The organism is Grimontia marina, from assembly GCF_900060185.1.
GTDB lineage: Bacteria > Pseudomonadota > Gammaproteobacteria > Enterobacterales > Vibrionaceae > Enterovibrio > Enterovibrio marinus.
Genome location: NZ_FIZY01000041.1, coordinates 1 through 23,479, shown reverse-complemented (window position 1 = coordinate 23,479; position 23,479 = coordinate 1). Strand labels below are relative to the sequence as shown.

Genomic DNA, 23,479 nt, shown 5'->3' with positions numbered 1-23,479 from the left:
TACGTTACTCCTTGACCATTCATCCAGGAACGTATTGATTGAGAATAAGTCACATGGACAAACCTACTCTAAAAAACACACTGAAGTTCTTTGAATGTCTGGGCAAAATGAAATCACGCTCGATGTTTGGCGGTTTCGGTGTATTTTGCGACGAGACGATGTTTGCACTCGTTGTCAATGACCAGCTTCATCTTCGCGCTGGTACAGCCAATGAATCTGAATTCAAAACGCTTAGTATGAAACCCTACGTATACAAGAAACGTGGATTCCCTGTTGTCACCAAATACTACTCCGTGCCGCAGGAATGGTGGGAGCAATCAGATCTTCTCATGGACCATGCATTTAAAGCATTGACCATTGCAAGGGAAGACCAGAAAGAAAAGAAGACTGCTGCGCCTTCACGTATCAAAGATCTTCCAAACCTTCGCCTTGCGACGGAACGCATGCTGAAAAAAGCGGGCATCGAATCCGTCGAGGAGTTGCAACGTGCAGGCGCGGTAGGTGCTTATCAGGCATTACAGAAATCACACAATGATGCGCTAAGTCTTGAGTTGCTTTGGGCACTAGAAGGTGCGATTGAAGGAAAGCATTGGTCTGTGATTACACCTCAGCGCAGAAACGAGTTACTCGAAACCCTTCGCCAGTAACCGAAAAACCTCTCTCATATACAGCCAATGTGCCCTCTCGGCCATTGGCTGTTTTGTTATTGAGCAACGATATGAAGATACTCTGTACTGTAAAGAGCCACGATAAAAGTAATTAACTTCCCTCTTGATAGACAATCTTGGCCTTAATAATGGAAAGTAATACGATGACCCATTGCTTACATGAGAAGGGTTTGTCTAAGTAAAGTGGTAAAAAGGAAGAGATTTGCTGTGAAGGACGATCAACCTAGCCAAAGCCACAGTTAAGTCACATGTGTGACATATATCACATATATGAGACATAGTGGTACATAACTTTTATCAGTGCATCCAAATCTGAACTATGCCAAAAGAGAAGATACATAAATGGCGACAAATAAATGCACTACACAAAGCCGTTTCCTGACCAAATTGATAGAATTTTCCGCGACCATTTCAGAAAGTGGCCGCGCAGGTTCAAGTGGACGGTATTTTTCTGTTTCTCCTTCCCTGCGGTTTCCTATGCGACAAACACACATGGCACCGTTGACCCGTCTTTTCTTACCATCATTGTTATTCTTTTTTGTAGTATCAACGCACTGGTAGTGATTTGGGGTTTGAGGTTGAACAGCTTCGCACAACGCAGCTATTGGTACCGTAACTACCATATTGGTGGCGCAACGACACTTGCGCTGATTCCTCTTGGGCTTTTAGTTCTCCAATACACCACGTACTGCCTGTAAACTTGATTTCCACTCTCTCATCTTTAAAAGACACTGAAGTAATCCAACGACCCACTCTTTGCGTAAAAATTTTATCAATTACTTCAGAAAGTTAGCTTTGATATACATGCACTCACTCTTCATACCCCCGCGAATAACATCGAAAAATTTGAATAAGTTTGTAATTTTTCCCAAAACCCCTCGGTCATATCCAGCAAGCAAAAAAGAAGAGGAATCGCGCGCAACTCCACGTATTGCTTTCGTCAAGCCGAGGTTTAACAACTCCCTCGGTCACAGTTTTGACAATAAACCTGTTTAACTCATTGGTAACGAAGTGCATTCCGCTAAGACAAAAGGAAACTTTTGACATAATTAGAGGTGTGCCAAATCACTTGAAGTTATCCCGTTTTCGAGTAGACAGATTCGTGGAACAACGTCAACAAAAAAGGACCCGAAATGAACACAAAGAAGTTAGCTGTTCTCATTGTCATTGCAGCCATATTCGTCACCTGGGTTGCCTTCGACCTCGGAGCGCTGTTTACACTTGAAAACGCAAAAGCGCAGCATGAAGCACTAAAAGACACCATTGCTAGCAACTTTGTCAGTGCCAGCGTGATTTACTTTATCGTTTACATCGCCATGACCGCACTTTCATTGCCGGGAGCAGCGATTGCTACACTGCTCGGTGCCGCCTTATTTGGCTTCTGGTGGGCACTGCTTCTGGTTTCGTTTGCCAGCTCTATTGGTGCAACGCTTGCTTTCCTGGTCAGCCGTTTCCTTCTGAAAGACTCAGTGCAAAGTAAATTTGGTGACCGCTTAGCCACGATTAACCAAGGTGTAGAGAAAAATGGGCCTTTCTATCTGCTGACTCTGCGTCTCATCCCTGTTTTTCCGTTTTTCCTGATTAACCTGCTGATGGGCTTAACGCCAATCCGCACCGCCACTTTCTACATCGTGAGTCAAATCGGCATGCTGCCAGGTACTGCGGTATACATCAATGCGGGTACTCAACTGGCACAAATCGATTCCCTGAGCGGCATCGTTTCACCGGGCGTATTGTTATCACTGGTTCTGTTGGGTGTTTTCCCAATCATCGCCAAGATGATCATGAACGTGATTCAAAAGCGCCGCGTTTACGCAAAATGGCAAAAGCCAGCCACGTTTGACCGCAACCTGATTGCGATTGGTGCGGGTGCGGGCGGTTTGGTCACCACCTACATTGGTGCTGCTGTAAAAGCGAAAGTGACCCTGATTGAAAAACACAAAATGGGCGGCGATTGCCTGAATACTGGCTGTGTGCCATCAAAAGCACTGATTCGCGCAGGTCACGCAATGCATGAAATCAAGCGTTCACAAGAGTTTGGGGTAACTGCTGGTGAGCCCAGCGTTGACTTCCGACAGGTAATGGGTCGCGTACACAAAGTCATCGCTGGCATTGAGCCGCACGATTCTGTCGAGCGTTACACCAAGCTTGGTGTGGAATGCATTCAAGGCGAAGCGAAGATCCTGTCTCCTTGGGAAGTCGAAGTAAATGGTCAGCGCCTGACCACCCGCAACATTGTTATCGCAACCGGTGCACGTCCTTTGGTTCCTGGTATACCCGGTCTTCAGGAAGTGAATTACCTCACCTCAGACAACGTTTGGGAGCTTCAGGAGCAGCCTAAGAAGCTCTTGGTACTGGGTGGTGGTCCAATCGGTAGCGAATTAGCGCAAAGCTTCTCTCGCCTTGGTACAGATGTTACCTTGGTGGAAATGGCAGACCAACTACTGATCCGTGAAGACGCCGATGCTGCCGAACTGGTTGTAAACGGCCTCAAAGAAGACGGCGTGAACATTCTGCTTGGCCACAAAGCAACACGCTTTGAGAAAGATGGCGATGTTCAGCGCGCCTACCTTGAGCACAACGGCGAAGAAGTTGTCGTCGAGTTTGACTATGTGATGCTGGCGCTTGGCCGCGTAGCCAACACCAAAGGCTTTGGCCTTGAGGAAATCGGCGTTGAGTTGACAGAGCGCGGTACTGTCAAAGTGAATGAGTATTTGCAATCGAACTATCCGAATATCTTCGCCGTTGGTGACGTGGCGGGGCCATTTCAATTAACCCACGCTGCAGGCCATCAAGCTTGGTATGCCGCAGTGAATGCTTTGTTTGGTGACTTTAAGAAATTCAAAGCAGATTACTCTGTGATGCCAGCAGCCACCTACACTGCGCCGGAAGTCGCCCGTGTCGGGATCAACGAGAAAGAGGCGATTGCACAAGGTATCGAATACGAAGTGGCTCACTATGGTATCGACGACTTGGACCGTGCGATTGCGGACGGGGAAGACCATGGCTTTATCAAAGTCATCACACCGAAAGGCAAAGATAAGATCCTGGGTGCGACCATTGTGGGTTCACATGCTGGCGACCTGCTCGCAGAATTCACCTTGGCAATGCGACACGGCCTTGGATTAAACAAGATCCTCGGTACAGTGCACCCTTACCCAACCATGAGTGAGGCAACCAAATACACAGCGGGTGTTTGGAAGCAGAACAATGCTCCTCAAGGACTGTTGGCTTGGGTAGAGAAGTTCCACACCTGGATGCGTAACGAATCCAATGCAAACAAATCTCAAACCATGATTAAGGAAGATTGATCACCATGAATTTGAAATCTATCGTCGCAGCTTGTGCCCTCGCCTTCACATCAGCCGTTTCGGCGGCTGATCTGTCCAACTGGGAGAAAATTGAAGAAGGCGCTCAAGGCCAAACGGTTTACTTCAATGCTTGGGGCGGTAGCCCGGAAATCAATGCCTACCTGCGTTGGGCGGGCGACGAACTAAAAGATCGTTACGGCGTCACTCTTCAACATGTCAAAGTGTCAGATATCGCTGAAACCGTAAACCGCTTAGTCGCCGAGAAAGCCGCTGGCAAGAATGAAGGCGGTAGTGTAGACATGGTTTGGATTAATGGTGAAAACTTCAAATCAATGAAATCAAATGGTCTGTTGTTTGGACCGTTTGTCGAAAGCCTACCAAGCTGGTCGATTGTCGATAAGTCCCTGCCAGTGAGCGAAGATTTCACAGAACCAACTAACGGCCTCGAAGCACCTTGGGGTGTTGGCCAGTTGGTTTTCATTTATGATGAGAAGACATTGGCAAACCCACCCGCCTCTTTTAATGAAATGCTGAGTCTGGCAAAAGCGTTTCCGGGGAAAATCACCTACCCGAAACCACCAGCATTCCACGGCACCAGCTTCCTGAAAGCCGCTTTGCTGGAATTAAGCATGGATACCGCTCCGTTCTACAAGCCTGCTGATCAAGCTGATTTCAATGCAGTGACAGCACCACTTTGGAAATATTTGGATGAGCTGCATGCTGTGGCTTGGCGCAAGGGAAAAAAGTTCCCAGCGGCCAGCGCGGAAACCATGCAGCTGTTGGATGACGGAGAATTGCTGCTCGCTATCACATTTAACCCCAATGCGGCTGAAACGGCAGTGAAAAACGGTACACTTGCGCCTTCCGCAAAAGCCTTTGCTTTTGAAAAAGGTGCACTGTCCAACATTCACTTTATGGGCATTCCGTGGAACGCTAATGCGAAAGAAGGCGCACTTATTGCGATCAATTTCCTGATGAGCGAAGAAGCGCAGGCGCGTAAAGCAAACAGCGATTACTGGGGTGACCCAGCTGTCGTCAAACTGTCTGACAGCAAGCCTCTGTTCAAATCTCAACCTGAGCCGCATCCAAGCTGGCAAGGTGCGTTAGAGCAGGAATGGCTCAAGCGTTATGGTCAATAATTAGAATAAATGTTGAAGCCACGGGCGCTTCAAGTGAAATGAGGTAAACATGTTACGCCTGCTGTATTTGATGACATTAGTCGTGTGCTGTTTACCTCTTCTTCCCGGACTTGGCGGCGTGTTACTTTCAGCTGTCAGTTATCTTCCCGTTCTTGGACTAAGTGAACCCAGCCTCGAAGGTTGGCGAGCGATGCAAGAGTGGCCCGGCACTCACAAAGCTATTCAGCTCACCCTATTTACTGGCATTACCGCCTCTTTTGTTGCTGTACTGTTTACGTTTCTGATCCTTCAATCCTGCTGGGGAACCCGATTCTGGAAGCGCATCGAGCAGTGGCTTTCACCTTTGCTGGCGATGCCTCACGTTGCCTTTGCGATCGGCTTTGCCCTCACCTTTGCGCCATCAGGCTGGTTATTCCGTTTTATCACGCTTTTTACCGGACAAGAGCAGCCCTACCACTGGTCGCTGGTTCAGGACAGCAATGGCATTGGTTTAATTCTGGCTCTGGCGGTGAAGGAAACCCCTTTCCTACTTTTGATGAGCCTTTCTGTGCTGAAGCAAATGCAAGTAGACCGTTTACTCGCAGCCTCACAAAGTCTGGGCTACAACCGCACCGCGGCTTGGTTAAAAGTAGTGTTTCCGCAATGGCTGCCGAAAATGCGCTTCCCAGTTTACGCTGTGATTGCTTATGGGTTGTCAGTGGTCGATGTGGCAATGATTCTCGGGCCAACTTCACCAACGACTTTTGCGGTACTGGTGTGGCAGTGGTTCAACGACCCTGATCTGTCGATGTTGCCACGTGCGGCAGCAGGAGCAATTTCGTTATTCGTCCTCTGTTTCGGCACACTGCTTTTGTATCGCCTGTTCGAATATGTACTGATTAACGTTTGGCAGAACTGGCAGTTCAGCGGCAGCAAAACCTATTCTCTGCCGGGACGACACCTGTTTAAACTCATCGCTATACTCCCTTTTATGATGATACCCCTGCTGCTGGTTTGGTCGTTCGCTCTCCGCTGGCGCTTTCCTGATATCTGGCCGACACGCACCAGTACGCGGTTTTGGGAACAGGAATCCAGTCATCTGATTGAGCTTGCGACCAACAGCCTGATTCTTGGTCTGATATCCGCAACGATTGCGTTGATATTTGCTGTAGGCTGTCTGGAGTATCGCGACAAGTACCACAAATCACTCCCGCAGTTGGTCATTGCCGTCCCCATGCTGATCCCACAGTTATCCATTCTTTTCGGTATTCAAGTCGCGATATACATGTTGCCGGGGCAATGGCACGTCCCGGCGACTATCTGGGCGCATATTCTGTTTGCCTTCCCTTATGTCTATCTTGCGTTGGATGGGCCTTGGAAATCGTTCGACCAGCGCCTTACACAAACCGCGCGCAGCTTGGGGCACAGTCCGTTGAAGGCCTGGTGGCAGGTCAAGCTACCGATTGTGATTCCCGCTATATTGCTGGCTTGGGCTGTTGGTCTCAGTGTCAGTTTTGCACAATATCTGCCAACACAGCTTTTAGGCGCAGGACGCATTACAACATTAACCACCGAAGCGGTCAGCCTTGCCAGTGGTCAGGACAGACGTATCAGTGCTGTGTATGGTCTGATACAAGCCTTCCTGCCACTTATTTTCTTTGCCCTTGCGCTTGCTTCGAGCCGATTGGCTGACCCGCGCCGTCGCCTCGCCCGACATGATGAATCCAGAGAGTCTGTGAATGAGTTTGTCCGTACAAAACCTGACTATAAAATCTAATCAAGCCACCTTGGTCGATGGCATGTCATTCCTTATCGAAAAAGGGGATGTACTGTCGATCATGGGGCCAAGCGGCTGTGGTAAATCCACGCTGCTCAGTGCAATTGCCGGACACCTTGCCCCCGAATTTAGTTGTGATGGCGATATTCTGGTTAATGGCCAAAACATCCAATCGCTTCCAGCAGAAAAACGGGCGGTAGGCATTCTGTTTCAGGATGATTTACTCTTCCCGCATCTTAATGTTTGGCAAAACCTCGCGTTTGGTCTGCCAGACACCATGAGCGCCACCGAGAAAAAGGAACGTGCATTGGCGACGTTGCAAGAAATTGAGCTGGCAGATATCGCTTTTAAAGCGCCCGACCAAATCTCCGGTGGCCAGCGAGCCCGCATCAGTTTGATGCGCACTCTTCTCTCGCACCCCAAAGTCATCTTGCTGGATGAGCCTTTCAGCAAGCTGGATAAACCACTTCGAAAGTCCTTCCGCGCATTCGTTTTCAAGCAAATCAAAAATCGAAATATCGCCGCTGTCATGGTCACGCACGATGAAGATGACGTGCCAATGGAAAGCACTTTGTTGCATTGGCCAAACAAAGAAAGGAAAACGACCTCGAAAGTGGGCTTTATGAATACGGAGCAAAACAATGCTTGATCGCTATTCCATCGCCGTTATCCGTTGGCCCTTAAAGCAAGCCGCCAAGATACCTGACAAAATCGGCCTCACTGCCAACCAAGTCACTGTGATTGGTTTCCTGATTGGTTTGTTAGCGCTGCCTGCAATTGCTTACGAGTATTATTGGTTCGGACTACTTTTTATTGCCCTGAACCGTATTTTTGATGGGTTAGACGGTGCTCTGGCTCGCAGACAAGGAATTACCGATGCAGGTGGATTTTTGGATATCACGCTGGATTTCCTGTTCTATTCGATGATCCCGTTTGCCTTTGCTTTAGCGAATCCCGAACAAAACGCAGTCGCCGCCACATTTCTTGTTTTTTCGTTTATGGGGACAGGTTCCAGTTTCCTCGCGTTTGCCATCATGGCCAGTAAACGAAACATTGAAAACCCGGTTTATCAAAGCAAATCGCTCTACTACATTGGCGGGTTAACCGAGGGAACTGAAACCATTGCGTGCTTTGTACTGTTTTGCTTGTTCCCTGGTTACTTTGCAGAAATTGCCTGGACATTTGGTGCACTTTGCTGGATTACCACAGCAACGCGTATTTGGGCGGGCTATCAAACACTGAAAGATAATCCACTTCAAGATAACGCGGGATAATCAATCCCGCGCCAAATTATTGATGGCAAATGCCAGTACATCGATATCAACTTGACCGAAGAATCGATAACGGCCAGAGTCAAAAACCCACGCTGGACTACCCGGGATTTTGTCTTCCTCTGCATGTTTGATATCACTATAGACATCCGCCAGAGCTTTCCCCGTCAAAAAGCGCTCCATGATGTCTGGCGTAGCAAGGTGACATTCCTCAAGCACATCTTTTAGCACACCATAGTGGCTGATATCCCGTGCATCACGGAAAAACGCTTCTCGGAGTGCATGTTCGAGTTCAACCGCAACATCATTACCAGCAACATACTGTACTGCCTTCACCGCTTGGTGTGGCATTAATGAACTGGACGGTCTGACTTTACGCCACAAATCTGGATTAACATCCAAACCGTCAAATTTCGCCATTAACCTTTCGGTGATTTCGGCATACTTCATGTATCCACGTTCCCCCTCACCAATGGAATTCATCCGTTCGGGGACATTCGCATACAAAGCCAAATGATGATGCTGCCATTCCACATGAGAGCTATCCCAGAGATGCATGATTTTGTCGTTGTAATGCTGACCAACCCAACCCCAAAAACAAAGCACATCGCTATAGAAGTTAACCTTTACTGTCATTGAAAACCAATCCTGTTACTGTGGAATATTAGAAAACGCGTCTGAGTAATTGATTCAACGCTTGTTTTTCACCACTCAACGTAAGCCTTTCAATTTCGGCATGCTTTTTCAGATAGATTTCAGGAGCCAAGTCCCAGTGGGTTCTCCGGGATACCCTTTCTTTGAGGAAGCCTTTTGCTGTTTCCAAATGGCCTTGCTGAACCTCAGCGTTGATCAGGTATTGATGCAGAATATCTTGCTGGGCATGGCTTCCACCCAGCCTTGCCATATCGTATCGAATTGGCGTTATCAAACTTGCCGCGTGGGCAAAATTGCCATTTTCAAAGGCCTCAATACCCGTAACCAGCTGTTGAGAAATCCCATTTTCGAAAGGATAGCGCAGAGCATTTGGGTTACTCAGCCCATGCTTCAATGAAGAGATTGCCTCTTTATCACCCGCTCGATGGAGCACCATAGCAGAGTGAAGCTCAGTAAACAGGTAGATATAGTCCCCATAGGAATCCTTCACACCTTCGTAGAGCCGCTGCCAACGATCACCGACATTAATACCTAGAAACTCCAAACGCTTGAGCAGTGAAGCCCCGTTTTGAACACTCAAGTAGAAATTAGAAGGTTCAGGGTAAATGTGCTCGTCAAGAAGGGAGAACACTTCATCGATGTTACCCTGCTCAAGATGGAACAGCGCAAGGTGCCACCAGATATGGCCGACAAAAGCGTTATGGGTAGGTAACTGTTCTCGACGTGACTCTATCCAGTCTATGCCTTCGTCAGTGCGTGCATTCATTTCCAGCACATGAGCAAGTGAGTGAATGGCCCATACATCTGCGGGGTTTAGCTCAACCGCTCTGCGGGCATACTCTTCAGCTTTACCATACTCCCCAATTTCCTCTAAGGCGAAGCTAAAGGCCCCAATAAAGTAACCATATCCAGGGGTGTCTTCACGCCAATGAGGCGCTATTTTAGCAGCTGTATCAACCAATCGCTGTCTTTCACCGAGCCAGAAAAGATTACCTGTAGACTGTCGGAAAGCGACCAAATCCAGCGGCCACTCATTCAAAATACCCGCCCATACCTCCAAGGCAGCTTTAATATCTCCCCGCTGATAAGCTTGGAGAGCTGAAATGTGTTGTCGTTCGCGGCTATTTGCCTTTACATGGAGTGATTCAATAGCGTTGAGTACGCCGACCACCTTTACCAAAGAAGAGTGTCGTCCTTCACTGGCAATGCTGTATCCCTTTAAAATGTGAGCCATAACAAACTCAGGGTAAGCTTCCAGGATAGTCTCTATTTTCTCCATGGCATTAGGGCGATAGTCGAATATCCATTCCAATGCGGCTTCAAATTGTTCTACACCGGCATCGTCAGTACCCGTAAAAACCAACCCACGTTTGTCTGTTCCCATTTTTTATTCTCCTTAGCGAACTGTCAGGAGAGCTTAACGAGGTCAATATTGGGTGACAAACTAGGATATTTTGTCTGGCGGGAAACGATTTGTTGTCGCTTCTGCTTAAGGTCAACGCGAAACAAAATATTCGGCGGGTAAATCCAGCGTCTCAACGCATAATTCATTGCAATACCAAGCGTTTTTGGTTACGCCTATCGAAACAACACCTACACCCACATATGGGTATACCCTCGACAATAAAAAAGGCCGCTGTGTGAAGCGGCCTTTGATTGGAGTAGATGTTGGTTTATTTGCCCATCTTGGACTGAATGTAGTTCTGCAAACCAACCATATTGATCAAGCGAAGTTGCTTCTCAAGCCAGTACATATGGTCTGACTCAGTATCGTCAAGAAGCTTCAACAGGATTTCGCGGGTCTGGTAATCCTGCTTTTCTTCACACAGCGCAATCACGGTACGCAGCTCTGCAGCCACCATGTACTCGTATTTCAGATCGTTCTGCATCATCTCTTCGACATCAGCACCGATCAGAAGCTTTTCACGAGACTGAACATCCGGCGTACCTTCCAGGAAAAGGATGCGGTTGATCAGAATGGATGCATGCTCACGCTCGTCTTCAGACTCGTGGTTAATGCGCTCATACAGCTCATCCATACCCCAGTCTTCGTACATACGCGCATGAACGAAGTACTGATCCATGGCAGACAACTCATTCGTCAGCAAGCGGTTTAGACCATCAATAATTTCTTGATTACCTTTCATTTTTATTTCTCCATTTTCGCTTGCAGGTAGTTTTGCAGACCGGTCAGGCTAATCAGTTCAAGTTGTGATTCAATCCAGTCAAGATGTTCTTCTTCGTCTTCGAGGATGTCGTTTAGCAGCTCACGAGTGACGTAGTCTTGTTTCTCTTCACAGATAGCAATGGCTTCTTTCAACTGAACCAACTGCTCTTCCAGCATCACTTTGTCGCACTCGATCATCTCCTGAACTTCCTCGCCAATGCGAAGGCGCTCAAGGTGTTGCAGGTTAGGCAAACCTTCCAGAAATAGGATGCGCTCGATCAGTTTGTCGGCGTGCTTCATATCCTGAATAGATTTCTTGTATTCGGCTTTATTGAGCGCTTCAAAACCCCAATTGCCCAGCATTCTTGCATGGAGGAAGTACTGGTTAATTGCGGTGAGCTCGGAGGTGAGAATCTTATTCAGCTCAACGACAACGTCTTGGTGACCTTTCATCGTGATGATCCTTTTATAACGCTGGTAATCCCAAAAGATGTGCTACATCCTAAGTGAAACCAAGGTAAACAACAACCAGAAAAATGCTTAATTTTCATAATATTAGCCAATGATAACCATTCCTATTTTTATTCAGTTTTAGGTTACTGTTTTTCAAAAACCTTAAAAGCCCATGGATTTACAAACAAGTGTGTGGAAATACTGACCTTATTGTGATTTCCCTTGTGCGAAGGATTGTATTTCAGTCCACTCGACCTCAAAATGCCGTTGTTTTTTTGTCCCTATCGAGTCCGAAGAAAAATCATGAAATCCGACATGTATTCAAGATATGCCCAGCAATATGACCTAGCCGTTCAAGACAATATCTACAACGCGCTTTTTGAGCGCCCTAACCTACAAGCCATGCTTGGTGATATCGAAGGGAAAAAAGTGTTGGATTTAGGCTGTGGGCCAGGCGTATACGCAGATTACTTCCTCCGTAAAGGCGCTGAATCTATTACTTGTCTCGATTTTTCTGTAGAGATGGTCGATATCGTGAAAAACAAATTTAGCGACCGTGTTTCGACCTATGTTCAGGACTTATCAGAAGGCTTACCCAAAGAAGCTGAAAGGCAATACGATGTCATCGTGTGTCCTTTGGTTATCCATTACCTGAAAGACATCACCGCCCTGTTTAGTGACGTCTACCGAGTGCTAAAACCTGGCGGATCCATGGCATTATCAACCCACCATCCGTTTGCAGACTTTGAATGTTCTGCATCGGGTAACTACTTCGACACCGAGTTGGTACAAGAGGAATGGGACACAGTCGGCACCCCGGTTCAAGTAACCTTCTACCGCCGACCACTGGTTGAAATCACAAATGCAGTCACCAATGCAGGGCTGTCTATCACCCAGATTTCAGAAGGACAGGTTTCAGGAGCCATTAAACAAGCATCACCAGAGACCTATGAACGCTTGAGAAAACACCCTAATTTCATCTTTATCAAGTGTCAGAAGTAGAAAGTACAACGTGGAGTGTTAGGCTGCACAACACCCCACCACTACGCTCACCACATGCTCAATCTTCTGATCCAGATCTTCCCCTTCCGGAATTGGCTGCATATCGAATACCTGGGGCCACACGAACATGCCGTTAAACAGGCTTGAATAGGTTTGGGTGAGTAATTCAAGCTTGATGGCTTTGATTTTCCCGGCCTTCTGCGCTTTATCAAACCAATGGTTCAACGATTTATTGTTATAGATTTTTGAAATGATCTGGCTAGCCATATCGGGTTGACGCAAGAACTCCATCAAGATGGTCCGGGTGAAAGGAATCCCGTACGTCCCATAAAGAATATCCACTTCTTGGCGTGTAATCGCGGTGAGTTGCTCACTCAGGCTTTTGTCGGCGTCAAATTCATATCTCAGGCTTTCATCAATCGAAGACTGAATGATGGTCAGCACAGATTCAAACAGTACTTCCTTACTTTCAAAATGACGGTAAAGCGTGCGCTTTGATACTTCTGCGATTGTGCAGACGCGGTCCATATTCGCAGCCGCAAATCCATGCTGGATAAACTCTTCTTTGGCTGCAGTAATAATCGCCAGGCGCTTTTGCTCTGAGCGTGTCATAAGCGTTCTCCTTTCCTCAACACGACAAATCTAGCAAGTTGAAATCAAAAAGTATACTTTTGAGTTTACCTCAACACAAAACACGCTTAAGATAAACTCCAGAGTTTACTTTTGGTTTTAACACCAACCCCAAAATTGTCTGATCAGACCGACTTTGCAGGCCGGTCTCTTTGTGGAGTGGAACTACATGGCCGTCAACACGTTCGGCAAACCGTCATTCAAGCGCGGCGCGATTGCTACTTTGATCATCTCTTCTTTTCTTCTGTCAGGTTGTGGCGAGAAAGCGGTTCAGCTAGTCACTGCGCCTGTCATCCAGCCTGCCTTAACTGAAATCGTCTATACACAACAAGCCGCAGATCTCAGCTTTAACGGTGTCGTGCGCGCGGCTGAACGCGCAGACATGGCCTTCCGCATTGGCGGCCGACTGACCAAAATCTTCGTCAATGAAGGTGATGAAGTGAAAAAAGGCCAATTACTGGCAACGCTGGATTCTCGCGATGCCAAAACAGCTTTGGAATCAGCAGAACTTGAACTGAAAAACACCACGTTAGAATACGAGCGTGCACAGGCGATTTATAAGAAAAGCCAGGCGATCTCCAAAGCCGACTTAGATGCGATTACTACGCGCTTTGATCTGGCAAAGAACCGTGTTGCTGAGGCAAAACGCCAGCTTGAATACACCGAACTTCACGCACCGTTTGATGGCATTGTTGGCCGCAAAATGATGGATAACCATATTCAGGTTCAAGCCAATGAACCTGTGCTTACCGTGCATGATCTCAACGATTTGGAAGTGGTGATTAACATTCCTCATCAAGTCATGTTGTCTGGTGGTAACCGCACTAAAGCCATCGCAGAAATTTCTTCGATTCCGGGGCAAGCGTTCCCGCTGACACTGCGCACTTTTGCTACGCAGGCAGATTCAGTGTCCCAAACCTATGCTGTCGTGCTTGGGCTGGAGCAGGTGGGCTTCCGCGTTTTGCCGGGCATGGCTGTGAAAGTCATACCAGACACTAATGCTATTACTGACGAAAACACCCTTATCACCCTGCCGCTGACCGCCGTGGTTCCTGATAACCAAGGCAAGCAGTTCGTCTGGGTAGTCGGTGAAGATAACAAGGCTGAAAAACGTTACGTGGACGTGGGCGCGCTGGTCAAAGACCGCATTGTCGTGAAACAGAACTTGGCCCTTGGCGAACGTGTCATCATCGCGGGAGTTTCCAGCGTGAGAGAAGGCATGGAAGTCCGCCCTTACACTGACGAACGCACTGGAGCATAACAATGGATATCGCACGTTATACCATTGCCAAACGCACCAGTGTTTGGGTGCTAATTGCCCTCACCCTGATTGGCGGCTACATCAGCTACCTCAAACTCGGTCGTTTTGAAGATCCGGAATTTGTTATCCGTCAGGCGGTGATTGTCACTCCGTATTCCGGCGCAACAGCACAGGAAGTCTCTGACGAAGTGACCGACGTGATCGAAGGCGCGGTGCAATCACTTCAGGAGCTCAAAGAGGTGAAATCCGTCTCCATGCAAGGCATGTCTGAGGTGACGGTTGAAATCAAACTTGAGTTCGCCAATACCAATGCTGACCTCCAGCAGGTATGGGACAAGCTGCGCCGCAAGGTTTCTGACGCCCAAAGACAGCTGCCTCCAGGCGCTGGCCCATCAATTGTTAACGACGATTTTGCGGATGTATACGCCCTGTTCTTTGCCGTGACCGGAGAAGGGTTCAGCGATAAGCAGCTGCAGGATTATGTCGATACCCTTCGCCGTGAAATCGTGCTGGTACCGGGCGTGGCGAAAACCGCGACCTTGGCGGAACAGCAGGAAACCATCTTCGTCGAGATCTCCAGCGAACGTCTGGCAGAGTTTGGTGTGTCTGCAGAGAGAGTCTTTCAGGTGCTGCAAAAGCAAAATCTGGTGACAGTTGCGGGCAGCATCGAAACCCAAGCGATGCGTATTCCGGTGATCCCAAGCTCCAGCATTGATTCCGTTGCCGACCTGAAAAACCTGCAAGTCGCCGTTGGTGATAGCAACACCGTGCTGCGTCTGGGCGATATCGCCAACATCGTGCGAGGCTACAAAGAACCTTCCACCATGCTGATGCGATACAACGGCGAGCGCGCGATCGGCTTTGGTATCTCGAATGTCACTGGCGGTAACGTCGTGGATATGGGTGATGCGGTCAAAGTGCGTCTGGCAGAACTGGAAAGTCAGCGTCCGCTCGGCATGGAGCTGAATGTTATCTCCATGCAGTCTGACTCGGTGCGTGATTCTGTTTCCAACTTTATCGACAACCTGATTGCTGCGGTTGCCATCGTATTTGTGGTACTGCTGCTGTTTATGGGTGTCCGTTCCGGTGTGATTATCGGCTTTGTCTTGCTGCTGACTGTCGCAGGCACGCTCTGCATCATGCTGATTGAAGATATCGCCATGCAGCGTATTTCGTTGGGTGCGTTGATCATCGCGCTTGGCATGTTGGTGGATAATGCCATCGTGGTGACAGACGGTATTCTGGTGCGATTGCAGCAAGAACCGGATGCAGACCGCAAGGTTGTGGTTTCAGACGTGGTGAACGCCACCAAATGGCCTCTGCTTGGCGGCACAGTCGTCGGTATCTGCGCATTCAGTGCGATTGGTTTGTCACCATCAGACATGGGCGAATACGCGGGCTCCCTGTTTTGGGTGATCCTCTATTCCATGTTCCTGAGCTGGGTGTTTGCCGTTACTGTCACGCCAATGCTGTGCCATGACTTCCTCAAAGTGAAGCCGGTAAAAGCCGATAAGAAACCGGGTCGTATAGTGACAGGTTACAAAGCTTTGCTGACCTGGGTGTTGAATCGCCGCATCATCAGTTGTGCCTTGCTGTTCGGTACAATGGCCGCCGCGATTTGGGGTGTGCAGTTCGTTCCACCGGGCTTTATGCCGGAATCTCAACGTCCTCAGTTCGTGGTTGATGTCTACTTGCCGCAAGGCTCAGACATCAAGCGCACCGAAGCCGTGGTCGCAGACATCGAGAAAGACGTGAAAGCCAAAGAAGGCATTACCAATATCACCAGCTTGATTGGCGGTGGTGGCCTTCGCTTTATGCTGACGTACGCACCAGAAGCACGAAACCCGAGCTATGGTCAGTTGCTGATTGATATCGACGATTACACCAAAATCGCTCCGCTTCTCGGCGAACTGCAAAGTGAACTGGATGCGAAATACCCTGACGCTTCTATCAAGGTATGGAAGTTCATGCTTGGCCGTGGCGGCGGTAAGAAAATCGAAGCTGGCTTTAAAGGCCCTGACAGCGCGGTGCTGCGTCAACTGGCAGAGCAGGCAAAAGCCATCATGTTGGCCGACGATAACCTGATTGCGGTGCAAGACGATTGGCGTCAGCAAGTGCCCGTACTTCGCCCTGTTTATTCTTCCGAAGAAGCACAGCGATTTGGCCTGACCACGCAGGAGATTAACCAGGCGATTGCCCAAACCCTGACCGGGCGTAACGTGGGAGTTTACCGTGAAGGTGATGACTTGATCCCGATTGTGGTGCGCGCTCCTGAAAGCGAACGCAACCACCAGCGTGCGATTGAAAACACCGAAGTATTCAGCCCTGCAGTAGGCACCTTTATTCCGGTAAGCCAGTTGGTGGATTCAGTCGACGTGGTGTATCAGGATGCGATTCTTCGCCGAATCAACCGCGTACCAACCATTCTGGTTCAGGCTGACCCTGCACCGGGTGTGTTGACAGCGGATGCGTTCAACGATGTCCGTAACAAGATTGAAGCCATTGACCTGCCAGCGGGCTACGAGCTCAAGTGGTACGGAGAATACAAAGCCTCGAAAGATGCCAACGAAGGTCTGGTGATTTCTGCACCTTACGGTTTCGCAGCCATGATTCTGGCCGTTGTCTTTATGTTCAACGCCCTGCGCCAACCACTGGTGATTTGGCTGACTGCCCCACTGGCAGTGGTAAGTGTGACGGTCGGTTTGATTGTTTTCCAGACGCCGTTTGAGTTTATGGCAATCCTCGGCTTCCTGAGCTTGATTGGTATGATGGTGAAAAACGCCATTGTATTGGTTGATCAGGCAGACGTAGAAATCCGCGATGGTAAAGCGCCCTGCTATGCGATTATCGACGCCGCCCTCAGCCGCGCCCGTCCGGTATTGCTTGGCGCATTCACCACCATTCTGGGCGTTGCCCCGCTCTTAATAGACCCCTTCTTCAAGAGCATGGCAGTGACCATTATGTTTGGTCTGCTGTTCGCAACCATCCTGACCTTGGTAGTGATCCCGCTGTTCTATGCGATTTTCTTCAGGGTGAAGGTGGAGGCTGCTTAAAGCAGGCTGAAAGGAAATGCCAAGGGAGCCAAGTGGCTCCCTTTTTGTTTTGGAAATGATTTTTGGACAATTCTGACTTAGCTCTATTTACAAAAAGTGTCGCATTCACTTTGTTATTTTAGCGCATTGGCGGTTGAGCCTACAAAAAGAAACCGAGCCATTGGGATAGATATGGACGCGCCCGATTCACGGATTTCACCTCTCGGTCTGGTGCAACACCGTGTTTGGGCGCGTCTATTGTGACTACTGGTATGGGCTAGTAGATGTACACTGCGCCGCTATCACCTCCACCGCCAATGTTTCCGTCACCGTTAATGCCAGTGGCACTGGAATCTTCCCTATTAGCCCCCACCGCGAGAGTGTTGCCATCCCCTGACACAGATACCACTTTGCCAAATTCGTCACCTGCCCCGGTATTAGAGGCCTTGATATAGGCCTGCTGCGTCCAGTTGCTACCGTCAAAGTGGTACACATACGCCGCGCCCGCACTGTCTAATTCATCGTTGATCTCCTCTCCGTTAATGCCTTGGGCATTGGACTTTTCCTTATAAGCCCCCACAGCGAGGGTGTTGCCATCCGATGACAAAGATACCGAGTAGCCAAAGTAGTGATCTGCCCCTTTATTTGAAGCCTGGATGTATTGTTCCCTCGTCCAACTGCTACCGTCAAAGTGGTACACATAAACAGCGCCGGTATAGGTATCTTTCCCTATAGCGCCCACCGCAAGGGTAGCGCCATCCGATGACAAAGATACCGAGTGACCAAATTTGTCAATCGTCGCGGGACTCGAGGCTTTGATGTAGGCCTCATCGTACGTCCAACTGTCGGTAAAGCGGTATACATACACCGCGTCGGCAAGGCTTATACTGTTGTTTCCCTTGTCAGTACCGTCAGATCCTTCCGTATTAGCCCCCACCGCGAGGGTTTTTCCATTCTCTGACCAAGATACTGATGTGCCAAAGTGGTCACCTGTTTCCTTATTCAAGGCCTCGATTAAGGCCTTCTCCGCCCAATCGGTACCGTTAAAATGGTACACATACACCGCGCCGGCACCGTGCTCTCTGTTAGAAACGCCCACCGCGAGGGTATCGCCATCCGAAGACAAAGATACGTTACCAAAGTAGTCACCTTTCGCGGGATCTGAGGCCTTGATGAAGGCCTCCTCCGTCCAATTCCCATTGTCAACGCGGTACACATACACCGCGCCGGAATTAAAAGAAGTATCAGTATCATCATGTGATGGATCGATGCCTGCGGATTGTGTATCTTCCCATGGCACCCCCACCGCGAGGGTGTTGCCATCCCCTGACACCGATACCGTTCTGCCAAAGCTGTCATTTTGCCCGGGATTCGAGGCCTTGATGTAGCCCTCCTGCGTCTAACGGCTGCCGTCAAAGCGGTACACATACACCGCGCCGGCCGTCGGCATATCGTCGTTTTCCTCGCTAGTACCGTTAGAGCTTTCACCGTAAGCCCCCACCGCAAGGGTGTTGCCATCCTTTGACAAAGATACCGAGTAACCAAAATTGTCATTTACCCCGGTATTCGAGGCCTTGATGTAGTTTATCATCTTAGTCAGTTGTTCTGGCGGTAAGGGTTGGTCAACAGACGGTGTTTTGTCCGTACTGTTTTCGGCTAGCACAAAAAATTCAGACAAATAATTTTCCAGTGGGGCCAAACTCAGAGTAAGCGATGTATCGTTAGTCGTTTCGCCCAGCTTTGCACAGTTACCGTCTTGTGATTCATCTTTTCTACAAAGGGTATAGCTCTGCGCGTACTTGACATCATTCCAACTGAATCTGACTTGAAGAGAGCGATCTTGGAACGTTTTCACTTCCGTTTCAACAAGAGTAAATTGCTCTGGTTTGGGAAATAAGGCTATCTCAGCAGACGCTGTTGAGCCCATACTGTTTTTGGCCAATACAAAATAGTTAGCCGGCGTGTCCAAACTCAGAGGCAGAGTCAGCGATGTATCGGTCGTTGGTTCGCCCAACTTTGCACAGTTACCGTCTTGTGATTCATCTTTTCTACACAGGGTATATCCCGTCGCATTCGCAGCGCTACTCCAGCTGAAAGTGACAGAATAAGCATCATCTGTGAGCGCCCCCACCGTCGGTTGTGCTAAAACCGGCGCGCCCGGTAAAGGGAGACTATTCGCGTCCCCCGGTACGGAGGCTGACGTATTCGCGTCATCCCCCCCACAAGCGGTGAGTCCGAGTGAGAATACCGGCAGCACCCATATCGCTTTCTTAAAGAAATACATCTTATCTCCTCGATAAATTACGTCTAATGGTTGTAAAGCGTGTTAAGCCTAATCAGCACACCCAAATCACAAATCAGGCGCAAATAAAATTTCGTATCGAAAAATAAGCTAGAAAAGATTGAGGTAAATTCAATTATGAGAATATTGATTTAAAAATAAGACTGAGACACTGTAGAAATCAGATTAATTGTTAAAGCAGACAGTTACTGAGATAAATCTGGGGGAATATAGAAAGAAAGTTTCACGGATGAGACACGTCACTCCTTTAAAGAATGCGGTGCACTTCAATAAATAACTAAACAACCTGAAGATACAGGATTCAGGTTGTTTGGGTATGACTCAATTAATAAGTCCAAACCCAATGTCTAATGTCGTTCAGTTTTCTCAGTTCGGTGGTAATAAGAAGGCTGAAAATTCCCCATCAGCCAATTCACCTAGTCCGAAGGAATTGAGGGAAAAAGCGGCATTGAAACAAGAGAATCAATGCAACTTCTGCGGTACACGTAAAGAACCCAAAGACTTGCACTGGCTTAATCAGATTGGTTTTAAGCCGAAGACCCATGTTGTCTGCGGTACGTGCAGCTCTGAGGCAAAATCACATTCAATGGATGAACTGCGGATCATCCTTGCGCTGAAGGCAATGGACTTCTGAACCATTAAAATGAAGCAGTACCTTGAGTTAAGAGAAAAAGGCGTTCGCATAGATGGTGTCAGTGAATACAAGTTTTACTTTGAAACACTTGAGTGATGATTGGTAGCGTTATACAGGGCAAACACCTGAGGGTAGGTCAAATTTGTCAGTTTCATGCTTACAAACCGCAAATACTCGCCGATTCTGCAAGCACGAATTAGCTAAGGTTACTTTCTCACTACGATTGCCCCATGAACATCAGAATGCTCTCTGCCTGAATAAGGATATCCCCCCGGAGCCGGAGCCATCGAGTTATCGACGGTATTCGTTGAACGCAGCACGCCAAGTAATCTGCCGCTTTCTCCATCATTGAGCACTTCAATAATACCCACTCCTGGACAAGAGCCCTGAGCAGAGTGCCCCACCGAGACAGGTCTAGGACCTCTTAGGGCTACCATTAAGTATTTTCCATCCGGCGTCGCATCTAAAAGATCTGGTGTTGGGTCGTTAATTGGAAGTCCTTCGTCATCATCAACAGATTTAGCTGCACATGGGCCAATGCCAGACCCTTGGCCATCGTAAGAGGTCAAATCATAGGTCGTCCGCTCAAAAGTCGTTGCGTTAAAAACCTCGACCACATTTTGAATACGGTCAACGTTATGAACATAATTTCCATCCGTTGTCGCCACAGCGCCGTGTGCGTCTCTTCGTGTAGTTACATCAGGCAACTGACCCGTTTGATTAACCAAATTAATGCCATTTACATTGCCATTGGTTTTGGTGTTAGTAGGATCTTTAAATACCTCAGTAGGCATTGGTGTATTTTCAGAGTTAGCCGAAGCACTAAATTCAGTATCATCAATGGTGTACATCGAAAATGTTGATTGAGTCGCTCCAGCATTTGATGCAGACACCCCACCGTTGATCCACATATCGGTACCCACTCCTACTCCACCGCAACCAGCACCATTAACGGCTTCATTGCCGTACTCACCAACAATCATCATTGGCGTCGTGTTAGCTTTTGCTATTAATAATCCACCCCCGCCCAATGTAATATATAGATTGTTATTCTTTGAAGTTATCGGGCAAATAATGACGTTATTCGGCCTGCCTCCAAATGTGCCATCAAAGCCAGATAAACAACCATTTTCTTTACAATAGCCATTTGGCGTTAAATCACCAAAATCAGCTTCCGAATAATCCCCTACAATACCACCAATCAACTTATTCCCTTGCTGATTTTTGCCAGAAAAATAGGTAGCAGGCACCGTCACTGACATTGACTTACCCACACCCAAACTAGCAGAACGATTAAACAAAGCTTGTTTAATCTTACCTGATTCATTACGAATAATATTTATTCTTTCCAATACCTTACCATTAAGATTGGCAATGATGATCGCAGAGCCAGAGGCATCCCAAAATGACATATGCACTGAGCGAGTGCCGACATTACCACCGTCATTTGTCCCTGTTACGCGAAACAACGCCACCGCACCTTTGGTACGTGTATCAATAATGCCAACATAGCCACCGCTAGGCGCGAAAATATTCGCCGTTACATACCGGTTTTGCGGATCAGCGATTACACCATGCAGTCGTCCAAATCCATTAAGATCTGACAAGCGATTACCAGTAGGATTACCGAAAGCGTTAAATTCCATGAGATCTTGAGGGAATATATCTAATAAATCACACGGTCCGGCATTATTTACTGATTGACCATTATTATTTTTTCCACAACCAATTGGTTTTGCATCACCATATCCAGAAAGTTGTGCTTCAATATCTTTTGAATCCCAGATCCACAAATAACTACCTTTCACACCAACGCCAGCAGCATCGGAAATTGAATTGGATTGATCTGATGCCCATACCTCATAACCATCTTTTGCGTTAACAATTGAAGTCGCGAGAAATGCTATGGAGAAACAAGCAATGCTTAATAACTTATTTTTCATATCAGCGTCCTAATAAGCTAATTACTGAATGAACTTGTGATCTGTATGCCGAATGGTTCTTATCCATCGAACAAGAGACCTTTGGTTAATAATTCTAAAATCAGCCTAGATAACTGAAAATCAGCTAATAAGCCTGATATAGACACAAGAAAAATCAAGGTAACTTATTTAAGTTATTTTAATATTATTGTTGAAATTCAATGACCATGTCACGGCTTATTAAAGGAAGATGTGAGTTTCCATTCACTCCTATCCACCTATTCTTAATATAGGAAATCCATAAATATTTCGCGCTTCATAAATTGGAATATGGCGATTTTGAATAGAACAACGCCGATATTCAGCACACGATCACATCGAAAGATGTTGCGCAATATTTTGCATATTGAGATGGAGAAATTCTATTGAGATTGGGAATTTTTGATTGTGACGCAATTACTTAGAGGCCCATACAAAATACGATGATTGGGCATCTCTTTGAGGAGGGTGGCAACCAAAAGGGAGCCAACGCTCCCTAAATAGCTGTTCCTAATAGTAGATCTCAAAGATAAGAGAAACTCAGTCCGCTTTGTGCGATCTGATCAATCGCCAAACCGAAACATACCGACAAAAGGACTGAGTGATGGCCATCATAGCACCGATACCTCGTGGCGAACGTCGTAGGATGAAAAAAGCGATACAGACTACCAAGGACAAGGATTATGCCCGCAGACTTATTGCTCTCATGCAACTCCACGAAGGCAAAACGATTGTCGATGTCTGCCGTATTATCAGTGCAGCCCGCTCCTCAGTGGGTAGGTGGATTGACTGGTTTACTCAAGGTGGTATGGATGCCCTGCACGCTTTGCCTGTTGGCAGACCGCCAACGCTTCCCGTTAGCGAAATGTGTGCGATGCTGACTATTCTGGTTCAGTTTTCCCCGCAGGATTTCGGTTATCAGCGAAGCCGCTGGAGTACAGAGCTTTTAACGATGCAGCTCAATGATGTATTCCAAAGTACAGTGGCGGCTTCTACGGTCAGGCGTTGGTTACCGAAAATCGGGATCGTCTGGCGTAGGGCGGCACCTACCCTCAATATTCGAGACCCTGACAAGGAAGAAAAGCTCGCTCAGATAAGTGAGGCGCTGGACAAATGCAGTGTTGACCATCCGGTGTTTTATGAAGACGAAGTTGATATCGACCTTAACCCCAAAATTGGGGCTGACTGGACGGTAAAAGGCCAGCAGAAAAAAGTGGTCACACCGGGACAGAACTGCA

20 protein-coding genes and 1 pseudogene are annotated in these 23,479 nt (G+C 47.8%); 12 read left to right on the top strand and 9 right to left on the bottom strand.

Going from position 1 to position 23,479, the window contains the following annotated elements; all coding sequences use genetic code 11:
- Positions 1 to 53: 53 nt before the first annotated feature.
- The 7 genes from GMA8713_RS18355 (at position 54) to GMA8713_RS18325 (ending at position 8,148) form a co-directional block, all read left to right on the top strand.
- Positions 54 to 647, top strand: a complete 594-nt coding sequence (locus GMA8713_RS18355; RefSeq protein ID WP_062712968.1) for a TfoX/Sxy family DNA transformation protein — start codon at positions 54 to 56, stop codon at positions 645 to 647.
- A gap of 377 nt (positions 648 to 1,024) precedes the next feature.
- Positions 1,025 to 1,366: a hypothetical protein gene (locus tag GMA8713_RS18350; RefSeq protein ID WP_062712966.1), complete on the top strand. Its 342-nt coding sequence runs from the start codon at positions 1,025 to 1,027 to the stop codon at positions 1,364 to 1,366.
- Between the two features lie 435 nt (positions 1,367 to 1,801).
- Positions 1,802 to 3,979: a dihydrolipoyl dehydrogenase family protein gene (locus tag GMA8713_RS18345; RefSeq protein WP_062712964.1), complete on the top strand. Its 2,178-nt coding sequence runs from the start codon at positions 1,802 to 1,804 to the stop codon at positions 3,977 to 3,979.
- 5 nt (positions 3,980 to 3,984) lie between these two features.
- The gene (locus GMA8713_RS18340; protein ID WP_062712961.1) at positions 3,985 to 5,118 is read left to right on the top strand and encodes an ABC transporter substrate-binding protein; all 1,134 of its coding nucleotides are present in this window, start codon (positions 3,985 to 3,987) and stop codon (positions 5,116 to 5,118) included.
- Positions 5,119 to 5,167: 49 nt separating this feature from the next.
- The gene (locus GMA8713_RS18335) at positions 5,168 to 6,874 is read left to right on the top strand and encodes an ABC transporter permease (protein WP_062712959.1); all 1,707 of its coding nucleotides are present in this window, start codon (positions 5,168 to 5,170) and stop codon (positions 6,872 to 6,874) included.
- Positions 6,837 to 7,523, top strand: a complete 687-nt coding sequence (locus GMA8713_RS18330) for an ATP-binding cassette domain-containing protein (RefSeq protein ID WP_062712957.1) — start codon at positions 6,837 to 6,839, stop codon at positions 7,521 to 7,523. Before GMA8713_RS18335 ends, GMA8713_RS18330 begins: the two co-directional genes overlap by 38 nt.
- Entirely contained in the window at positions 7,516 to 8,148 is a 633-nt protein-coding gene (locus GMA8713_RS18325; RefSeq protein WP_062712956.1) for a CDP-alcohol phosphatidyltransferase family protein, read from the top strand. Before GMA8713_RS18330 ends, GMA8713_RS18325 begins: the two co-directional genes overlap by 8 nt.
- Here the strand turns inward: GMA8713_RS18325 and GMA8713_RS18320 are convergent, their stop codons facing one another.
- From GMA8713_RS18320 to bfr (GMA8713_RS18305), 4 genes are all read right to left on the bottom strand, one after another.
- On the bottom strand, positions 8,149 to 8,781 hold the full coding sequence (locus tag GMA8713_RS18320) for a DsbA family oxidoreductase (protein ID WP_062712954.1): 633 nt from the start codon (positions 8,779 to 8,781) through the stop codon (positions 8,149 to 8,151).
- A gap of 28 nt (positions 8,782 to 8,809) precedes the next feature.
- Positions 8,810 to 10,183 (bottom strand): tetratricopeptide repeat protein, encoded by a 1,374-nt coding sequence (locus tag GMA8713_RS18315; protein WP_062712952.1) that lies wholly within the window; start codon positions 10,181 to 10,183, stop codon positions 8,810 to 8,812.
- A gap of 289 nt (positions 10,184 to 10,472) precedes the next feature.
- The gene (gene bfr / locus GMA8713_RS18310; RefSeq protein ID WP_062712950.1) at positions 10,473 to 10,946 is read right to left on the bottom strand and encodes a bacterioferritin; all 474 of its coding nucleotides are present in this window, start codon (positions 10,944 to 10,946) and stop codon (positions 10,473 to 10,475) included.
- Between the two features lie 2 nt (positions 10,947 to 10,948).
- Positions 10,949 to 11,419, bottom strand: a complete 471-nt coding sequence (bfr, locus tag GMA8713_RS18305; RefSeq protein ID WP_062712947.1) for a bacterioferritin — start codon at positions 11,417 to 11,419, stop codon at positions 10,949 to 10,951.
- Positions 11,420 to 11,722: 303 nt separating this feature from the next.
- Between bfr (GMA8713_RS18305) and GMA8713_RS18300 the strand changes: the two genes are divergently transcribed.
- Positions 11,723 to 12,421 (top strand): class I SAM-dependent methyltransferase, encoded by a 699-nt coding sequence (locus tag GMA8713_RS18300; RefSeq protein ID WP_198159541.1) that lies wholly within the window; start codon positions 11,723 to 11,725, stop codon positions 12,419 to 12,421.
- Between the two features lie 18 nt (positions 12,422 to 12,439).
- Here the strand turns inward: GMA8713_RS18300 and GMA8713_RS18295 are convergent, their stop codons facing one another.
- Positions 12,440 to 13,033 carry a TetR/AcrR family transcriptional regulator gene (locus tag GMA8713_RS18295; RefSeq protein ID WP_062712943.1) on the bottom strand — a complete coding sequence of 198 codons (594 nt, stop codon included), beginning with the start codon at positions 13,031 to 13,033 and terminating at the stop codon, positions 12,440 to 12,442.
- Positions 13,034 to 13,220: 187 nt separating this feature from the next.
- Here GMA8713_RS18295 and GMA8713_RS18290 point away from each other — a divergent pair, with 187 nt between their 5' ends.
- Together GMA8713_RS18290 and GMA8713_RS18285 are read left to right on the top strand one after the other, a co-directional pair.
- Positions 13,221 to 14,312, top strand: a complete 1,092-nt coding sequence (locus GMA8713_RS18290) for an efflux RND transporter periplasmic adaptor subunit (protein WP_062712942.1) — start codon at positions 13,221 to 13,223, stop codon at positions 14,310 to 14,312.
- Positions 14,313 to 14,314: 2 nt separating this feature from the next.
- Positions 14,315 to 17,365: an efflux RND transporter permease subunit gene (locus GMA8713_RS18285; protein WP_062712940.1), complete on the top strand. Its 3,051-nt coding sequence runs from the start codon at positions 14,315 to 14,317 to the stop codon at positions 17,363 to 17,365.
- Positions 17,366 to 17,621: 256 nt separating this feature from the next.
- On the opposite strand, the gene GMA8713_RS28605 is transcribed toward GMA8713_RS18285, so the two are convergent.
- The 3 genes and pseudogenes from GMA8713_RS28605 to GMA8713_RS18275 all read right to left on the bottom strand — a co-directional run bounded on the left by GMA8713_RS28605 (position 17,622) and on the right by GMA8713_RS18275 (position 19,628).
- Positions 17,622 to 18,401 (bottom strand): FG-GAP repeat protein, encoded by a 780-nt coding sequence (locus GMA8713_RS28605; protein WP_339385756.1) that lies wholly within the window; start codon positions 18,399 to 18,401, stop codon positions 17,622 to 17,624.
- 6 nt (positions 18,402 to 18,407) lie between these two features.
- Positions 18,408 to 18,731, bottom strand: a pseudogene (locus GMA8713_RS28600) (hypothetical protein); the annotation flags it as partial.
- 12 nt (positions 18,732 to 18,743) lie between these two features.
- The gene (locus GMA8713_RS18275; RefSeq protein ID WP_062712938.1) at positions 18,744 to 19,628 is read right to left on the bottom strand and encodes an FG-GAP repeat protein; all 885 of its coding nucleotides are present in this window, start codon (positions 19,626 to 19,628) and stop codon (positions 18,744 to 18,746) included.
- Positions 19,629 to 19,962: 334 nt separating this feature from the next.
- On the opposite strand from GMA8713_RS18275, the gene GMA8713_RS18270 reads away from it, so the two are divergent.
- A complete protein-coding gene (locus tag GMA8713_RS18270; protein ID WP_232314484.1) occupies positions 19,963 to 20,280 on the top strand; it encodes a hypothetical protein in 318 nt (105 codons plus the stop codon).
- A 206-nt stretch (positions 20,281 to 20,486) separates the two neighbouring features.
- On the opposite strand, the gene GMA8713_RS18265 is transcribed toward GMA8713_RS18270, so the two are convergent.
- On the bottom strand, positions 20,487 to 22,223 hold the full coding sequence (locus GMA8713_RS18265; RefSeq protein ID WP_062712937.1) for a hypothetical protein: 1,737 nt from the start codon (positions 22,221 to 22,223) through the stop codon (positions 20,487 to 20,489).
- 622 nt (positions 22,224 to 22,845) lie between these two features.
- On the opposite strand from GMA8713_RS18265, the gene GMA8713_RS18260 reads away from it, so the two are divergent.
- A partial coding sequence (locus GMA8713_RS18260; protein ID WP_157515568.1) for an IS630 family transposase occupies positions 22,846 to 23,479 on the top strand: 634 nt, incomplete at its 3' end.

What these genes read in the sequence shown, in the direction of transcription:
- GMA8713_RS18355 (WP_062712968.1), top strand. Translation starts at nt 54, where the DNA reads ATGGACAAACCTACTCTAAAAAACACACTGAAGTTCTTTGAATGTCTG.
- GMA8713_RS18350 (WP_062712966.1), top strand. Translation starts at nt 1,025, where the DNA reads ATGCACTACACAAAGCCGTTTCCTGACCAAATTGATAGAATTTTCCGC.
- GMA8713_RS18345 (WP_062712964.1), top strand. Translation starts at nt 1,802, where the DNA reads ATGAACACAAAGAAGTTAGCTGTTCTCATTGTCATTGCAGCCATATTC.
- GMA8713_RS18340 (WP_062712961.1), top strand. Translation starts at nt 3,985, where the DNA reads ATGAATTTGAAATCTATCGTCGCAGCTTGTGCCCTCGCCTTCACATCA.
- GMA8713_RS18335 (WP_062712959.1), top strand. Translation starts at nt 5,168, where the DNA reads ATGTTACGCCTGCTGTATTTGATGACATTAGTCGTGTGCTGTTTACCT.
- GMA8713_RS18330 (WP_062712957.1), top strand. Translation starts at nt 6,837, where the DNA reads ATGAGTTTGTCCGTACAAAACCTGACTATAAAATCTAATCAAGCCACC.
- GMA8713_RS18325 (WP_062712956.1), top strand. Translation starts at nt 7,516, where the DNA reads ATGCTTGATCGCTATTCCATCGCCGTTATCCGTTGGCCCTTAAAGCAA.
- GMA8713_RS18320 (WP_062712954.1), bottom strand. Translation starts at nt 8,781, where the DNA reads ATGACAGTAAAGGTTAACTTCTATAGCGATGTGCTTTGTTTTTGGGGT.
- GMA8713_RS18315 (WP_062712952.1), bottom strand. Translation starts at nt 10,183, where the DNA reads ATGGGAACAGACAAACGTGGGTTGGTTTTTACGGGTACTGACGATGCC.
- bfr (WP_062712950.1), bottom strand. Translation starts at nt 10,946, where the DNA reads ATGAAAGGTAATCAAGAAATTATTGATGGTCTAAACCGCTTGCTGACG.
- bfr (WP_062712947.1), bottom strand. Translation starts at nt 11,419, where the DNA reads ATGAAAGGTCACCAAGACGTTGTCGTTGAGCTGAATAAGATTCTCACC.
- GMA8713_RS18300 (WP_198159541.1), top strand. Translation starts at nt 11,723, where the DNA reads ATGAAATCCGACATGTATTCAAGATATGCCCAGCAATATGACCTAGCC.
- GMA8713_RS18295 (WP_062712943.1), bottom strand. Translation starts at nt 13,033, where the DNA reads ATGACACGCTCAGAGCAAAAGCGCCTGGCGATTATTACTGCAGCCAAA.
- GMA8713_RS18290 (WP_062712942.1), top strand. Translation starts at nt 13,221, where the DNA reads ATGGCCGTCAACACGTTCGGCAAACCGTCATTCAAGCGCGGCGCGATT.
- GMA8713_RS18285 (WP_062712940.1), top strand. Translation starts at nt 14,315, where the DNA reads ATGGATATCGCACGTTATACCATTGCCAAACGCACCAGTGTTTGGGTG.
- GMA8713_RS18275 (WP_062712938.1), bottom strand. Translation starts at nt 19,628, where the DNA reads ATGTATTTCTTTAAGAAAGCGATATGGGTGCTGCCGGTATTCTCACTC.
- GMA8713_RS18270 (WP_232314484.1), top strand. Translation starts at nt 19,963, where the DNA reads ATGACTCAATTAATAAGTCCAAACCCAATGTCTAATGTCGTTCAGTTT.
- GMA8713_RS18265 (WP_062712937.1), bottom strand. Translation starts at nt 22,223, where the DNA reads ATGAAAAATAAGTTATTAAGCATTGCTTGTTTCTCCATAGCATTTCTC.